Genomic DNA, 15253 nt, shown 5'->3' on the forward strand with positions numbered 1-15253 from the left:
GATTAATTTTTATTTCTCCGGTGCGGTCTTTTAAAATTACTTCTAATATGGTTAACTTCTTATTTTTCGGACTAGAAAAGCAATTGCAGCGCTTTACTTGGGCGATCAAAGTGACTGTTTCCCCAGCTACCAGCTCGCGAATTTGTACTTGCTTTGCATAGTCGATGTGGTTGCGCGGATAGTAGTAAAGCAAGTCGTATACAGTGTATAAACCCAGTTTTGCCAAGCGGTTGCCGTTGGCGGGGCCGATGCCGGCGGTGCGGATTAACTCTTGGTCGAGAGTCAGGCCCGGCGGTGGGGCTGATGAACTCAGGGGTGCAGTTCGGGGAACGGAAACTGCTGGGGCGGTTGTTTCGTCAGGTTTGGCGGGTCTGACTTGTGGTGCAAGTTCAAGCTGGTGGCGAGTTTCTTGTTCCCAAACTTGCTCCATTTGCCTTAGAAAACTGGCCGTAATGGCGATCGAATGCTGGCGCTGTTCGAGATCCTTCTGAGGGTAGATGTCAAATTCAGCGGCTAGTTGTCTGGCTCGATCGCGCGAAGAAGCCGCCACCGCAACTGCAAGCTGTCTCAAACTCAGCCCGAGAAACTCGCTGAAGCGGTATTGACTGCCTTGGATGTCGTTAAATCCGCGATCGGCTTCTACGGAAAGAGCTTTTTGCAATCGCTGCCATTCGGGTTGATTATTAGTCATCAGTCATTAGTAATTAGTCATTAGTCATCAGTCATTAGTCATGAGTCATTAGTCATTAGTTATTAATCATAGCTCAAGAATTCCAGACAACAGACAACAGACAACTGTCAACTGACAACTGACTAATCTTCAAACCAACTCGATCGCCAAGCCGACTCAGCCTCCACCACAGCGAGTTCCCGCTGCTTTTTCTGGTAATCGCGGCCCAGCGTGTTCAACCTTACAGAAAGGTTGCGAATTTGCTGGCGCCAAGCCGAGGTTCCCGCATCAGCAAACTCTATTTCCGACAGCCGGAGTTTAACCGCTGTAATGTGCAGGGCCCTACTAGCCAATGTTTCTGGCAAGTTTCGCGATGCTGATGGGGCATCGGTTTCAATGATTAAGCTTAATAAGTTAGGCGGCCCCGCAACGCTGTCCCCGGAAGATTCAGCAACAGAAGCAGCTTCTAGAACAGGTTCTGGCAATTGACTGGGCAAGATTCCCGACTGTTGCAGCAAGCGGTTGGTGTCGCGAGAAAGCAGCTTGATAATGTGGGCTATCGACTTTTCAATACTATTTTGCCAGCGCGCCAAACTTTCGGGGGAATTGGCAGTTGGCACCTGGTAATTTGCCACTGCAAATAGATAGTTAGTGGCGGAAAGTTCTTTTTTTTCCTCTATTTCTTCCTCTTGTTCCTCTTGTTCCTCTTGTTCCTCTTGTTCCTCTTCTTCCTCTTCTTCCTCTATTTCTTTCTCTTCCTCTTCCTCTTCCTCTTCCTCTGATTCAGTCACCAGCGAGCGCAATTTTTCCTCCGACGCCGCAGCCAAACGCCTTACAGACTGCTGCATTTTTTGCCGCGCGTCGAAGGACAACTTGAGAAACGACTCCGGTACTGCTTGAGTGCAAAGGTGATAGCAAGCCAAAATTAACTGCTGCCGCACCGCTTGTCCTAACGCAGTTAAATAACCCTCGTAGGTACTCTGAAACTCCAAAGTCAAGGCTGCTAAAGCCTCTTCTAGTGCTGCCAAATCTTGCTCTATTCGCTCTCTTGCTCGCACCATATCTCTCGTATAAAATTAAAATAGGACGCGGGCGAAAAAATTATGTTTCTGCCACAAATTGTCTGAGTCTCCCTTTAATACTGGTTAGAAACCGGGTGTCTGTTACGCAGTGCAGGAGTCCTGTAAAAATTAAAAATTAAAAATGAGAAAACTTAATTTTTAACATTTTTAATTTTTAATTTTCCATCTTAATTTAAGATTATTGAACACCCATTTGGGCTGCCACTTCATCGGCAAAGTTAGCTTCTACCTTTTCAATGCCTTCGCCCAAGACAAAACGCACGAAGCGGCGCACTTGGACATTTTCTCCAATTTGGGCGATCGTTTGTTTTACCAACTCTTCCACCGAGATATTCTGATCTCTAATAAAAGGCTGATCCATCAAACATAACTCTTTCAGGCGCTTGTCAATGCGGCCTTGAACAATCTTTTCTTTGATGTTGTCCGGCTTGTTGCCCAAGTCGTCCTTCTCCATTTCAATTGCCTTTTCTCTTTCGACAAATTCGGCGGGGATATCTTCAATCTTCACGTATTCTACATTCGGGCAAGCTGCAATTTGCATCGCAATATTCCGCACCAAAGCTTGGAATTCTTCGCGGCGGGCGACAAAATCAGTTTCGCAGTTAACTTCCACCAATACTCCCACGCGGCCGCCGGTGTGAATGTAGCTACCTACGAGCCCTTCTGAGGCAACCCGTCCTGCTTTTTTGTCAGCCCCGGCGAGACCTTTTTTCCGCAGCCACTCAATGGATGTCTCGATATTACCTTCGTTGGCAGCGAGGGCTTTTTTGCAGTCCATCATGCCCGCGCCGGTTTTGTCGCGCAGTTCTTTAACAAGTTTTGCAGATATGTCCGCCATCTTCTTTAAGTTCCCAATCAAAATTAGTTATTAGTCATTAATCATTAGTCATCAGTCATTAGTCATCAGTCATTAGTCACTAATCTTAATGTTAATGATTAGACAAGAGTGAAGAAATACCCAGTCTACCTTAGGGCGGACTTTGTACGTGTAGGGCCAGGATTTATGCTGGCGCTGGCACAATTAATGCTTTTGCCAGCACTCTACTAATGACTTAGACTCGTGCCATGTACAATTAAAAATTAAAAATATCCCACTAAAAATAATAATAATTATTTTTAATTTTCAATCTTTAATTTTTAATTTCCTGGTGTCAGATTGCGAGGGCAATACTAGCTCTCGGTTTCTTCGCCTTCAGCGTCTGCGTCGTCGGAATCTACATAATTGGGGTCATCCAATTCTTCGATTTCGCCGTCATATTCAGCGCCTTCGTAGCCACCTTCGTAGTCGTAGTCTTCCTCAGAGTCGCCGCCCTGCTGACCGTGACGACCTTCGTAGATCGCATCAGCCAACTTGCCGACAATCAGCTTGATCGATCGAATAGCATCGTCGTTCGCCGGAATCGCAATGTCCACCAAATCCGGGTCGCAGTTGGTGTCCAACAGAGAGACGATCGGAATTCCCAACTTTTGGCATTCCAACACCGCATTATACTCGCGGCGTTGGTCTACCAGCACCACTCCGTCGGGAATCTTGCGCATAGATTTAATCCCGCCCAGATATTTCTGGAGTTTTGCCATTTCTCGGCGCAGCACCGAAGCTTCTTTTTTCGGGAGCAAATCGAGGGCGCCGATTTCCTCGCGGCGCTCCAAATCCTTGAGGCGCTCCACCCGGGACTTAATAGTCGTCCAGTTGGTGAGCATTCCCCCCAGCCAGCGCTGGTTGACGTAATAAGCACCGCAGCGTTGAGCTTCTTGGGCTACAATCCCGGCAGCTTGGCGCTTCGTACCCACGAACAAAAACTTTTTGCCTTTTTCTGAGGCCACTCTCATGTACTCGTAGGCGTCTTCCATAAGCTGAGCGGTTTGCACGAGGTCGATGATGTGAACCCCGTTGCGCTCTGTAAAAATGTAGGGAGACATTTTCGGGTTCCACCGGCGGGTTTGGTGTCCGAAGTGAACCCCTGACTCTAACATTTGAGCCAAACTGACTACTGGCATTGTATTTTTAACTCCTGTATTCGGGTTAATCCTCCACCCGGTCGTATTTCTGAAGGTTTGCGCCCTCGAAACACCCGAAAACCCGGATGTGCGAATTTAAACAACTTTTCTAGTTTATCACAGCGCGCCTTACTTTTTCGGACAATCTTATATCCCTAGGGTGGGATGGCTGGTGGTCACCCGGAGGTGAGATTTAGTGCGGGGTGCGCCGGCTGGGGTAGAGTTACTCGCAAGGGCTTCTTAAAAACGAAAAATCCAGGTGGGAGGTTGCCAAAGCCTTTGTTCGCTTGTGAGAGAATGGCGTTGTTGGTGCGCCTAAGAGTGCCTTCTACCTTCGATCGAGCTGGTATCCATTTTTTTCGATCGGCAATTCTGTCGGCTTTACTGCCGTGCCATCTCGATCCGCAAAAATCCCAAAGCTAAAAACGCCATGCCCATCCCCATTCTCGTCTTGCTTGAAGTTCTAATTGTCATCGCACTTTCGAGACTTGTCGGTTTAGGATTTCGATCTATCAAACAACCTCAAGTCATTGGAGAAATTGTAGCAGGAATTATGCTCGGGCCTTCTCTGTTGGGCTTAGTTGCACCAGCCACCGCAACAGCACTTTTTCCAGCCGAAGCTGTTCCTTTTCTCAACGTGCTGTCAGAGGTGGGGCTGATATTTTTCATGTTCTTGGTTGGTTTGGAACTGAATCCGAAGTATCTCAAAAACAATTTAGATATTGCGATTTTAACTTCTCACGTCAGCATTTTAGTGCCGTTTTCCCTGGGAAGCTTGCTAGCGCTGCTGCTATATCCCATCGTTTCAAATAATAGCGTTTCGTTTACAGCCTTTGCCCTATTTTTGGGCGCTGCGATGTCAATTACTGCCTTTCCGGTGCTGGCAAGAATTATTACAGAACACAACTTGCAGAATACAAAATTGGGGACGCTGGCCCTGACTTGCGCTGCGGTAGACGACGTGACGGCGTGGTGTTTGTTAGCAGTGGCGATCGCAGTTACTCGAACTAACTCGATGCTCGGCGCTTTGCCAACCATTTTTGCATCTTTAATTTACATCGGTTTCATGATGACTGTAGTCCGCTGGTTGTTGCAGCGGATTTCCAAGCACTACAAACGCACCGGCAGATTAACACAGTTAGTGCTGTCGGGAATTTACATGGGAGTTGTAGCTTCTGCCTTAATTACTGAATTGATCGGCATTCATTTAATCTTCGGTGCATTTTTGCTGGGGGCCGCCATGCCGAAAAATGCGGGATTAACCAGAGAGTTAGCTGAAAAAACCGAAGATTTTGTCCTGATATTTCTGCTGCCAGTCTTTTTTGCTTACAGCGGTTTGCGCACTCAAATCGGCCTGCTCAACAGTCCCGAGTTGTGGCTGCTGTGCGCCGCAGTTTTGGGAGTGGCAATTGTCGGCAAATACGTCGGCACTTACGTGGCCGCCCGAGTCTGTGGCATCAGCAACCGCGAAGCTTCAGCCCTGGGATGGCTGATGAATACTCGCGGTTTGACTGAACTAATTGTGCTGAATATCGGTCTTTCCCTGGGCGTAATTTCACCGCTGCTATTTACGATGTTAGTCATTATGGCTTTAGTCACAACTTTTATGACTTCGCCTCTGTTGGAGTGGACTTATCCAAAACGGTTAATTCGGTTAGATATTTCAGAAGTTAGCTCTGAGGATTCAGAATTAGAAGATTCACCAATTGCCGATAGCAGCGAACAAACAGGTAAAAATTTGCTGCCAACTTATCGGATTTTAGTACCGGTTGCCAATCCCAGCACGCAGAAAGGTTTACTGCAACTAGCGGTAGCGCTGGCGCAGCCCGCTGCTGGTATGGGCGGTGAAGATTTACAGTCGGCGGCGGTTCATCCTCTGAGTTTGATAGAATTAAATGAGGATTATGCCTTTGAAAGTACGCCTGCGGAAGCCGATCGCATTATTCAAGAGCGCCGCTCGAAATTATCAGAATTGATCGAGAGTTTGGAACTGCAGGAGGCGAGAAAATTCGTACATCCCATCATTCGGGTTACTAATGATGTAGCCCGGGAAACGGCACAAATTGCGGAGATCGATCGCGCGGATTTGATTTTAGTAGGATGGCACAGACCTACTTTTAGCAGCAACCGTTTGGGAGGACGTGTCGGCAGAATTCTCGGCAACGCTAAGGTGGATGTAGCAATTTTTGTTGACAGAGGCCGGGAAAAGTTGAATAACTTGTTAGTACCTTACGCGGCAAACATTCACGATGATTTGGGGTTAGAATTGGCGCTGAGACTGTTAGTTAATAGCGAGGAACGCCGTTTGACGGTGCTGCGGGTGGCGGTTGACGGGGAAGCTGGAAATGATCTGAGTTACGATTTTCAGCGAGTGATGGATCAGTTGCCGGTTGAGGTGCGATCGCGCATTGAAACTCCGATTGTGGAGGCTGCTGAGCCAATTCAAGCAGTGGTGGCGGCTTCTGCTAATGCTGATTTGACGATTGCGGGTACGAGTCGGGAGTGGGGAATTGAGCGCCAAACTTTGGGACGGTATACTGATGAATTGGCTGTGCAGTGTCATTCTTCGCTGCTGATTGCGCGGTGCTACGTTAAAGTGCGATCGCACTTGGCGTCGGTACTTCCTCAAAGGTAGTCTGTTGACTGTTGACTGTTGACTGTTGACTGTTGTTATTAGTTATTGGTTATTGGTTATGTGTGAGTTAGTACCAATGCCCAATGCCCTGTTTGGCCAATGCCCAATTACCAATTACCAAGATGATGAATCATTTAAGCCTCAAATCGCTGGCATTTTACGCAATTGCGATCGGCTCAGTTTCGGTGCTGTTTAAAGTAGTGAGTGCTTACGGCGAAACAAATTTAAAGGCGGCCCCGGCAATTGCGGGAAGTTATCGCTTCGATGCTCAAAGTTTGCCCGAATGTCTGAAATCTGATTCCTTGGTATTGACAATCGAGCAATCAGGTGTTTATTTGAGCGGTAATTTGCGATCGGGCAGCAGCGAAGCCGAGAGGGAAAAAATAGCCGAGGACACACCTCCTCTACATGGCAAGTGGGAAACTCAAGGATTGAGTTTGTCGGGTGCAGTTCCTAATTTAGCCGGTTGCAGCGATTCCACAGCAACGGGTCAAAACAGTTCGGTTAAAATGCGAGGAATTGTGGAGGGAGAAAGCCTCAAGGGAAAAATTAGTCTAACAGATAAGGCGGTGGCTACTGATTTTACGGCTCAAAAAGAAGCGCCGCCGAAACCCCAGAAGAAGGAACATTGATCGATCCCAATAGGGAATGGGTAATTGTCACATTCATTGTCAGTTCCCGAATCTGTGAGATTAAATCCGGTTACGTCGGAAGGATGTCGAGGGTGCGAGCGTCCCGCTCGCTTTCGGAGACAACAGCGCAACCCGGGAAAAATTATAATTCCGATGGGGCGATCGAACTCTCGCCGGAGCTCGTCTAGTCCCAAAACTCCAGCATCGAATCTGAAATCGAGCACCAAGAATTGTTAGAGTGAAATATATACATAAAAGTCAACGATCGAAATAAAGTATCCCTGAGGAGTCGTCGGTTCTGAATTTGTCATGCCCGAGACCCCACATACCCGTATAGTTTGTTTGGAATGGATGTTGCCGTGATATTAATGCCGTCAGAAACTTCGCTTACCCAGTCAAACCCGTTGATTTTAGACAGTTTGCCAGACTTGTCGCCCTCCGATGGGGGATGTCCCCGCCGGGCCAGATTGCAAATTGACTTGATGTTGCTGGCGATCGAAGCCTTGTATCTCGGAGGTGCTGAAGAAATGCTGGCAGTGTCAAAGGACCTGGAATTGGAATCGATTATCAAAAATCGGGTTGCCCTTTGGCTGATGCGCAATACTAACCCGCTGAGACGCTACACCCAGCGCCGCTCCCTTACTATGGTGGAGGCAAAAGCGCTGGTGGCGATCGCCTGTAATATGGCGCGCAAGTTAACCGCGACAATTCGGCAATTGCTGCTAGACTCGCAGCAGTTGCGATCGAGAAATATCCCCCTCAACCAGCACTTGCCACTGGCCGAGTATTTAGAACGCTTTCGAGCTCACTTTCGATCGCGCATGAACCCCAAGCGATCGCTAGTTGCAGCTTACGATTCCGACGACAAGCTCAACGAACTCGCTTTGAACTTGTTGAGCAACCTGCTATTTTGTACAGGCACAGCCGGAATGCAGCGCTTCTGGGTTAGCCTGTTTGATGGAGAAGTTGAATAAAAAATGACTATTAGGCGTCAGTACAGTCTGCCAAATTGCACCCTGGTTCTAGAAGGGTTGAGCGATGGCTCCTCCGCCAGCCAGCTAGATAAACGGCCGGTGCTTTCCATACTAATGAGCGCTGAATGCTATGTGACGGGTCTGGGCGAGCCCCTAAGCGGGGGACGAGAGTTTTTTGAAAGCTTGGTCAGGGTTGTCAGCAGCTACGCTCAAGAATTTATGAGCGGAGTGCATTATCCCGATCGCTACGGCCCGAATTTGGGTATGGTGCAGTTGCACAGAATTGACGGGAATTTGCATCGGTTGACCGTTCTACCCACCGAAACAGGCAGCCCAAGCCAAATCGATCAAAAAACAGAACCGTCGGCAAAAGTAGATTTGACGACGGTACAGCTATTTGACTTAGTGGAAGCCATCGATCAGTTTTTTGCCGACACGCAGACGCTGCCGGAATTGTCACTGCAATTAACCCCTATTTCCAAGCGTTACGTCAAGTCTGCCGAACCTTTGGCGAAGCGGAGTTTGCCTGCTATCGTGGGGGTGTCGAGTTTAGCTTTGGCAGCGATGGCGTTTTTCTTGGTGCCAGTGCCCGAAGTCCAGCGCCCCAGAGATCCGGTGCCGCAGCCCAATGCTGGGGGCCAGAATCTCGGAACGCCGAATCCGGGGGGATCGGGCTCGCCTAATCCCAATCCTACGCCGGAGGCTGACGGTTTGCGGCCTAGGACTCAAACTCCGAACGCTGCATCGAGTTCGCCGACTCCGATCCCCGCGCCGCCGTCGGACGCTTCACCCTTGGCCGCACCCCAGTCGAACACTTCGCCGGAAAGCACGCCGAGTCCTGTTTCTGAAGGTTTGGCAAGCCCTGAGGTGGCAGCCGTCCCAATTAGCGATCCCACGGAAATTGAGCTGTTGAAGGGCAAACTTTATCAGCAAATTGACGGAGTAGTGAAGAATAAGCCTCCCGTTGATGCAGAGTTGGTTTATCGGGTGAGTGTGGCCGCCGACGGCGCGATTGTCGGTTACAAGTCGGAAAATTCGGCAGCAGTCGCTCGCTCTGAAACGCCGTTGTCGGAGTTGCTTTACAAGCCGGTTGGCAGCAGGCTACCTGCGGAACCGCTGGCTGATTTCCGAGTAGTTTTTGCACCAAACGGCAAAGTTCAAGTCACTCCTTGGTAATGGTTGATTGTTGACTGTTAACGGAATCAAATCCGGCTTTCATACCCCTTTTATTCTTTAGTCCTTCTCTGCTAGGACGAAAGTTTGTGTAGGATCGGTTTTAACCGCCGAGTCTGATCGTGGGGGCCCAGAAACCGGGTTTTTTATGAAAAGACGGGTTGTAAGTCGCAGATTCGCTAAAAAACCCGGTTTCTTTGGTCGTAATGCGTAAGTGCTGTAGGATTCAAACCCACATTCCGCACCCTGAACTGGCACACTGTTTTTTTAGGATTCAAATTCCTGTCGGTGCGGTAGGCTCAATATCTGGGTCAAATCCCCCGACTTGATTTGTGCGAATTATCCACAAAAATTCTCCTTGTGTTAATAAAATTTTGGCGATTTCATCTTGGGTGCGCCTCGGCAGCATTGTTCGGTAACTAATAGCAGCTTTTATCAGGTTCGCTATACCAACAAAAAAGGTTTTTTTCAGTTCCGAATCAATCCCCGCTAATCTCGAATTTTTCTGCCAATCGGGACGTACAATGCCGAGGGGCATTAATACTTTTTCTAAACTCTCTCCTAAAGCTACTAACTGGTGAAATCTTTGAGTTTGTGCGGCGGCGGGATTTGTTTTCAGCCAGTCTTGAATCTGAGGATTTGACTCTATTTCGGAAGTGATTTTTTTAATTGTCGCGTAAATTGCCTGACTTGAATCTTGGACGCAAGAAGTTGCTGGCGTGACTAAACTTGCGCCGGTGCCGTCTCCGCTGCGGTAGCGGGCCATCATGATATCTAGTTGCTGGTTTAGTTCGGTTAAAGGCGACAAGCTGATGCCACCAAAATCGTAGTCGCAACACACGCAATCTAATTTACAGATGATATCGCAAACCGGGCGATCGCCCAACCAGCCGCGCTGCAAGTCTCCCATGTAGCTTTGCCATTTGCTGGAACCGGCAACGATTCCGTCGGGATTGTGGGCGTAAACTTGTTTGTATTCTATGTCAAAACGCAGTTCGCTGGTAAATCGATCGCGCACCACTTTTGCTACTCCGAAAGCAAAATGTCCGGTGACAATTCCCAGCGGTGCCGATTCGCCTTTTTTGCCGCCGATACCGCCGAAACAGTGAATCACTATCCCGATATCTCCTTCTTGCCAAGGGGAGATTGAAGCGTTTTCTGTAGCATCATTTGGGTTTAACAATACTATTTTTGCTTGCCCTTTTTGTGCTGGTGTATTTTTCCAATTTTTGCTGTTTAAATAAGCCAGAGATTTTTCCAGACCAAAATGTGTTTCATCTGGTGTTAATTGGGCAATTTTGCGGGGTTCGATTGCCTGCACTACAAACATACTGTCTTCGTCTCTTTCGCCGTAAATGTACCAGCCGTCTGGATTTAATGGCGATTGTTCGATCAGGTGATTGGTAGACCTCGCTACGCCATTTTTGTCTGGCTGTACTTGCGGAATCCGAATGATTTCGGCGGGACCGTCAAATTGTTTAGATGTTTTGTTGAAATGCCGGACAATAAATTTGTCGCTGTCGGGTTCTTTTCGCTGCAAAATTGAGACGAAGGCGCATAAACGTCCGATAATTTGTACTGGTTCGCGATCGATCGTGAGTTCATAGCGATCGCTACTGCTATAATTAATAGCAATCACCGGCCTGCGTAGCATCACAGTCACGCTGTCTTCGAGTCTGGTGCCTGCTAGAGTTTCTAAAGGACCTACATTTCGCCAGCCGTTCAATCTATCTGGATGAATGTTGCCAGATTTTTTACTATCTATAGCCTGTTTGGTGAAGTTGAGATCTTGCGTTACTGCGTGGACAAAAAACTGTACTTCGCGATTTGTACTCCATTTCAACAAGGCTGTTTTGCCAATAAAATTTTGATATTTTTTGGGTGCATTTATTACTTCAAAAAACACTGCACCGTGGGGCTGGCGCTGTTCGTTTGAGGGCAAAATTAACCGCCCGTGCCAAAGAGCCATCGGCTTGTAGAGATGGGCAAATGCTGCTGATTTTTCGCAGACGATCTCCGGCTCAAGCGGTTCGGAAATATCGGTTTCTGATGCCAAAATACCAGCAGCTAATTTGCCGTCATTTTCTACTAATTGCGGCTCTAAAAAAAACGTTTCAGGTTCGGAACTATTAGCGGTTGAGTTTTCAGTCTTGCTTTTGAACAATCGTCTCAAAAAATGGCTTTTTTCTGCGAATCTCGCCTGCAACCAATTGATGCCAATCCGAATAAAAATAAAAGCTGTTAGGCCGGAAATAACAGCCAGAACTATCAGAACCAGAGTCAAAATGAATTGGTTGAAAGATTGACCTGATAGTAAAAAAAATGTGGGCCCGATCAAAGAAAATGCCGCCATAATATCTAAAAACGAGTTTTAGGTTCGATCCAGCCTGTGCTGGCTTGACTGCCGAAAACTAGGGGTTTGTCCTCGCTGACAGCTATCGTTTGGCCGGTCATATCAACTGCACAAAGAGGCCAAGATCGATCGCCCAAATTGCCGGCGCGGAACAGAACTTGTCCGGGACAAACTTGACTCCAACCCAACAATACAGCATGAGTGTAAAGACTGCGAGCGGGAGCAACCGTATAAGTGTAATTATCATTTTTGTCCCAAATGACACCGTAGTCGGACATATCGGAAGAGTTGAAAATTGCTTCAAATTCGCGGGCGAGAACGCGGGAACCCTCTTGATTCCAAGAAACAGGCACTAAAATGGCGATCGTCCCGGACATATCTGTGTCATCGCTAGCATACATTCCGCTTTCCGCCAGCGGCGAAGCAGCCGCCACTGTTTGCAGTTCCCCGGTTTTGAGATTTTCCACAAACATGACGCTGCTAACCCGACACCGGGCGAATTCGGGCTGTACTTGCAACTCAATTCGACTGTAAGCCGCGTATTGGCCGTTAGTTGAAACGAGGGAAGGACTGCGATAGTAGCGGAGGCCTGTGCCGACAGTTGAGCTTACTTTAGCATGAGTGGCACTAATCCATTCCCAAGGAACGGGATAAGGGCTATTTAAAGGGTCAGTCATCGGTTTTTTTCCAAACTTTTTACGGAATTATCCAACAGATTCATGGTTGCACGCCACAAACTAGAAACCAGGTTTCTGCCTCGGTGCTTCGCCGCCAAACCCGTGATTTGTAGAAACCGGGTTTTTTTTTCTGATTTGAGATTTTTCCTCCTATCTAAAATCTAAAATCGATCGGCTTGCGGGGGCAAGGTCTACTAAGTTACAGCATTTTTTAGGTAAGTCAGGTACATAGCTTTCGATAGAGGACATGGCAGTGCCGTTTCCCTACAGCGATCGATCGCTTGAGGAGTGTACTTCATCAAGGTGGAATCTGCTGTAATTTAGTTCGTTACACAACTTAACTCAAGTTTTATTAAAATCTCACAGGTAAGATAGTATCGAAATTAATATCGTATCTGAACCGAGAGGGAGTTTGACCTCATCACCTGATACTTTACGAAACTTTCCCTACTTTCCCTCAAGCGAATTATGGCAATAATATTGACAAACGCTCTGTTTTGTGATATAAGGTCTAGATAAACCCAAAAACCCAAATAATTTGTTTCTGGTTGGCAATTTTTTTCTGGTTTGTAAACCGCGGTGGATTAAAAAATGACCAGCCTATAAAAAGGTCGAACGGGATACCACGATTCGTTAAATTGGTTGAAAATAATGCTCAAACAATGGCTAAAAGCTTAAAAAAAAATAGTTGTAGTGACAAAAAATAGGGTGTTGCTCTACCCGAATTTACGGCAGGAAAGAAGCAGGAGTCAGATGGATCAAGGAAAATACTTAGAGTTGAATCGTGAAGCAAAGATAAAATTGAGCCAAGTTTTGTATAGCAGGAAATATGACGCGATCATTTAACCAAAAACCTTCAATCCCCCCGACTCGCGTCTCCAAGTCGCGGGGAAAAGGTTTGGTTGTACTGTCGCTGATTTTTCGGCTGCTGCTACTGGGGGTAGGCAGCGGTTTTGCCTGGGTTTTGGGGATGGCGATCGCTCAAATTTATCCCTCAGGGGCGACCGAGATGCCGCTGGCAGAAAGATTGCTGCGTCTAACTCAAAATTTGACCCCCAGCCCGAAACGCACACCAGCAAAGCAAAATCCGGCGCTGCCGACACCAACAGCTACACCCAGTCCCCAGTCAAAAGTTAGTCCTGCCCAGAGAGAGAAATTGCAGTCGGATTTGAGGCAGTTGCAGGGCCAGATCAACGCGCTGATCGGTCGAACGGCGGCTTTGGAGAGTCAGTTGGGCGTCAGCCGCCCGACGGAAACTTTGGAAAAGCGGTTGCAGTTGATGTCGCGGGAATTGGCGGCGCCGGAAACGGCGGCAACTCCTGTTCCTGCTTTGCCCGCGATCGGCAGCAGCCCGAGTCTCAACCCTGAAACTGTTAATACTGCGCCACAGAATGCCAATAGTCGGGTGTTGGCGGGGGATGGGCTGATGGTAACTCTGCCCAGCGATGTTTTGTTTGATACTGGCAGCATTTCTTTGCGCGCGGGAACGAGTGCGATTTTGGACAATTTGGTGGCGGAGTTGGGCAATTACGAGGGGGCAACTGTGCGGGTTGCGGGCCACACGGACGACGCGGGGGAAGCGGCGGACAATCGCAAGGTGTCGTTGGCGCGGGCTCAGGCTGTGGTGCAGTATTTGTCTGGTGTGCTGGGCCAAAAGTATCATTGGGTGGCGATCGGCTATGGGGAAAGTAGCCCTTCGGTAGAGAATAGTTCCGATACTAATCGGCAGCGCAACCGCCGCATTGAGGTGGCAATTAGTCCTTAGTCGGCGGACTTGTGGATACTAGATTTATTGCTTGAATCTTTGATTGATAGTCAACCGCAGATGTAAGGCAGATAAACACGGATAAACGCAGATAATTTCTCCAGAGGTGAGCGAATGCTTGCAATGGGAGTCTACTGTGTTGAATTCTCAAGGCGTAAGCTGCTGTCATGCTGAAGGTGTAATAGGTGGCAAGTCTGAATTATTTTTAGCCCGATCTATTGCCTCTCGATGTTCGCTCCTAAGCTTCGGTTTTAAATACAAGTTCTCAATCAAAGCTGCTACTCCCGCAAACCAAGGCGGTACAATTACTGCTCCGATAATTCCCAATACTTGAACGCCTCCCAAGACAGACAGCAATTGATATAAAGGATGCACCCCAACTGATGAACCAACTAGCAAGGGATCGAGGACGTAGGTTTCCAAATTCTGGATGATTACAAATAACAGCAATACCCACACAAATAGCCAGCCGCCTTTAGCAAAGGCTACGATTAATGCGGGTACTGCTCCCAAAACTGGCCCGATGAAGGGAATTAAGTTGGTAACGCCGGCGATCGCACCCAAGCCTAAAGCAAATTCCGGCATTCCCAAAATGCTCAAACCTGTGGTAATAAATATCCCTAATATGCCGGAAACTAACACTCGCCCGCGAATATAACTCCCCATTCTTTGACCGATTGGGGTCGCTTGGGCTGCTAATCTTGTATCCCAAGGTTTCGGGAAAAACTGCACTAAACTTTTAATTAATGTGTCGCTGTCGGCAACCATGTAACCGGAAATAAATAATGCTAAAACTAGGCTGAAGAAACCGCCTAGAATGCCTCTGGTTAAACTGTACGATCGCAAAACCAGTTGTTGGCTCGATCGAATCAGCCAATTAGTCAGCGATTGAGTGTCCACCAACTGACCCACCAAGGTTGGGGCATCGTCGCTCAACCGACTCAATACATTAGTTGCTACAGTTCGCAAATTTTCGACATAAACTGGTAACTGCCGCAGCAGTAACTCTATTTGTTCGATTACGGTGGGGCCGATTAATACTACCGTCCCGGTAAATCCACCGATGAGAGTTAAATAAACCATAATCACCGCCAGCCAGCGCGGAACCCGCATCGTTTGGGCCCAATTAACGATGGGGACGATCGAAGCAGCCAGCACGACTGATATCATCAGAATTACTAGCAGGCTGCGCAATTGCCACAGCAGCACTAGCAGCAAGGACGATCCTACAATCAGCAGCAAGTTAGGTAAAGAAATAGTTATCCGTTGTTCTGACATGATTAAGTCCTCCCGC

The 15253-nt window shown here is 47.9% G+C and carries 12 protein-coding genes and 1 pseudogene; 6 read left to right on the forward strand and 7 right to left on the reverse strand.

What is annotated here, in order from left to right; translation table 11 throughout:
* From QUB56_RS25620 to rpsB, 4 genes and pseudogenes are all read right to left on the reverse strand, one after another.
* Positions 1 to 691: pseudogene (locus QUB56_RS25620) on the reverse strand (ATP-dependent DNA helicase RecG); the annotation flags it as partial.
* 122 nt (positions 692 to 813) lie between these two features.
* On the reverse strand, positions 814 to 1731 hold the full coding sequence (locus tag QUB56_RS25625) for a hypothetical protein (protein ID WP_332959024.1): 918 nt from the start codon (positions 1729 to 1731) through the stop codon (positions 814 to 816).
* A gap of 199 nt (positions 1732 to 1930) precedes the next feature.
* A complete protein-coding gene (tsf, locus tag QUB56_RS25630) occupies positions 1931 to 2590 on the reverse strand; it encodes a translation elongation factor Ts (RefSeq protein ID WP_332959026.1) in 660 nt (219 codons plus the stop codon).
* Between the two features lie 332 nt (positions 2591 to 2922).
* Complete coding sequence (gene rpsB / locus QUB56_RS25635) at positions 2923 to 3750, reverse strand: 30S ribosomal protein S2 (protein ID WP_332959027.1); 828 nt, start codon at positions 3748 to 3750, stop codon at positions 2923 to 2925.
* A 165-nt stretch (positions 3751 to 3915) separates the two neighbouring features.
* On the opposite strand from rpsB, the gene QUB56_RS25640 reads away from it, so the two are divergent.
* The 5 genes from QUB56_RS25640 to QUB56_RS25660 all read left to right on the forward strand — a co-directional run bounded on the left by QUB56_RS25640 (position 3916) and on the right by QUB56_RS25660 (position 9167).
* Positions 3916 to 4173, forward strand: a complete 258-nt coding sequence (locus QUB56_RS25640) for a hypothetical protein (protein WP_332959029.1) — start codon at positions 3916 to 3918, stop codon at positions 4171 to 4173.
* 7 nt (positions 4174 to 4180) lie between these two features.
* A complete protein-coding gene (locus QUB56_RS25645; protein ID WP_332959031.1) occupies positions 4181 to 6385 on the forward strand; it encodes a cation:proton antiporter domain-containing protein in 2205 nt (734 codons plus the stop codon).
* A 122-nt stretch (positions 6386 to 6507) separates the two neighbouring features.
* Positions 6508 to 7017: a hypothetical protein gene (locus QUB56_RS25650; protein ID WP_332959033.1), complete on the forward strand. Its 510-nt coding sequence runs from the start codon at positions 6508 to 6510 to the stop codon at positions 7015 to 7017.
* A gap of 347 nt (positions 7018 to 7364) precedes the next feature.
* Positions 7365 to 7991: a DUF3038 domain-containing protein gene (locus QUB56_RS25655; RefSeq protein WP_332959035.1), complete on the forward strand. Its 627-nt coding sequence runs from the start codon at positions 7365 to 7367 to the stop codon at positions 7989 to 7991.
* A gap of 3 nt (positions 7992 to 7994) precedes the next feature.
* On the forward strand, positions 7995 to 9167 hold the full coding sequence (locus QUB56_RS25660; protein ID WP_332959037.1) for a DUF4335 domain-containing protein: 1173 nt from the start codon (positions 7995 to 7997) through the stop codon (positions 9165 to 9167).
* A gap of 271 nt (positions 9168 to 9438) precedes the next feature.
* On the opposite strand, the gene QUB56_RS25665 is transcribed toward QUB56_RS25660, so the two are convergent.
* Positions 9439 to 11448 (reverse strand): abortive infection protein, encoded by a 2010-nt coding sequence (locus QUB56_RS25665; RefSeq protein ID WP_332959039.1) that lies wholly within the window; start codon positions 11446 to 11448, stop codon positions 9439 to 9441.
* 74 nt (positions 11449 to 11522) lie between these two features.
* Positions 11523 to 12194 (reverse strand): hypothetical protein, encoded by a 672-nt coding sequence (locus tag QUB56_RS25670; protein ID WP_332959040.1) that lies wholly within the window; start codon positions 12192 to 12194, stop codon positions 11523 to 11525.
* A gap of 829 nt (positions 12195 to 13023) precedes the next feature.
* On the opposite strand from QUB56_RS25670, the gene QUB56_RS25675 reads away from it, so the two are divergent.
* Positions 13024 to 13959, forward strand: a complete 936-nt coding sequence (locus QUB56_RS25675) for an OmpA family protein (RefSeq protein WP_332959042.1) — start codon at positions 13024 to 13026, stop codon at positions 13957 to 13959.
* Positions 13960 to 14124: 165 nt separating this feature from the next.
* Here the strand turns inward: QUB56_RS25675 and QUB56_RS25680 are convergent, their stop codons facing one another.
* Positions 14125 to 15237: an AI-2E family transporter gene (locus QUB56_RS25680; protein WP_332959043.1), complete on the reverse strand. Its 1113-nt coding sequence runs from the start codon at positions 15235 to 15237 to the stop codon at positions 14125 to 14127.
* Between the last annotated feature and the right edge of the window lie 16 nt (positions 15238 to 15253).

The sequence above is a fragment of the Microcoleus sp. AR_TQ3_B6 genome (genome assembly GCF_036702785.1).
Lineage (GTDB): Bacteria > Cyanobacteriota > Cyanobacteriia > Cyanobacteriales > Microcoleaceae > Microcoleus.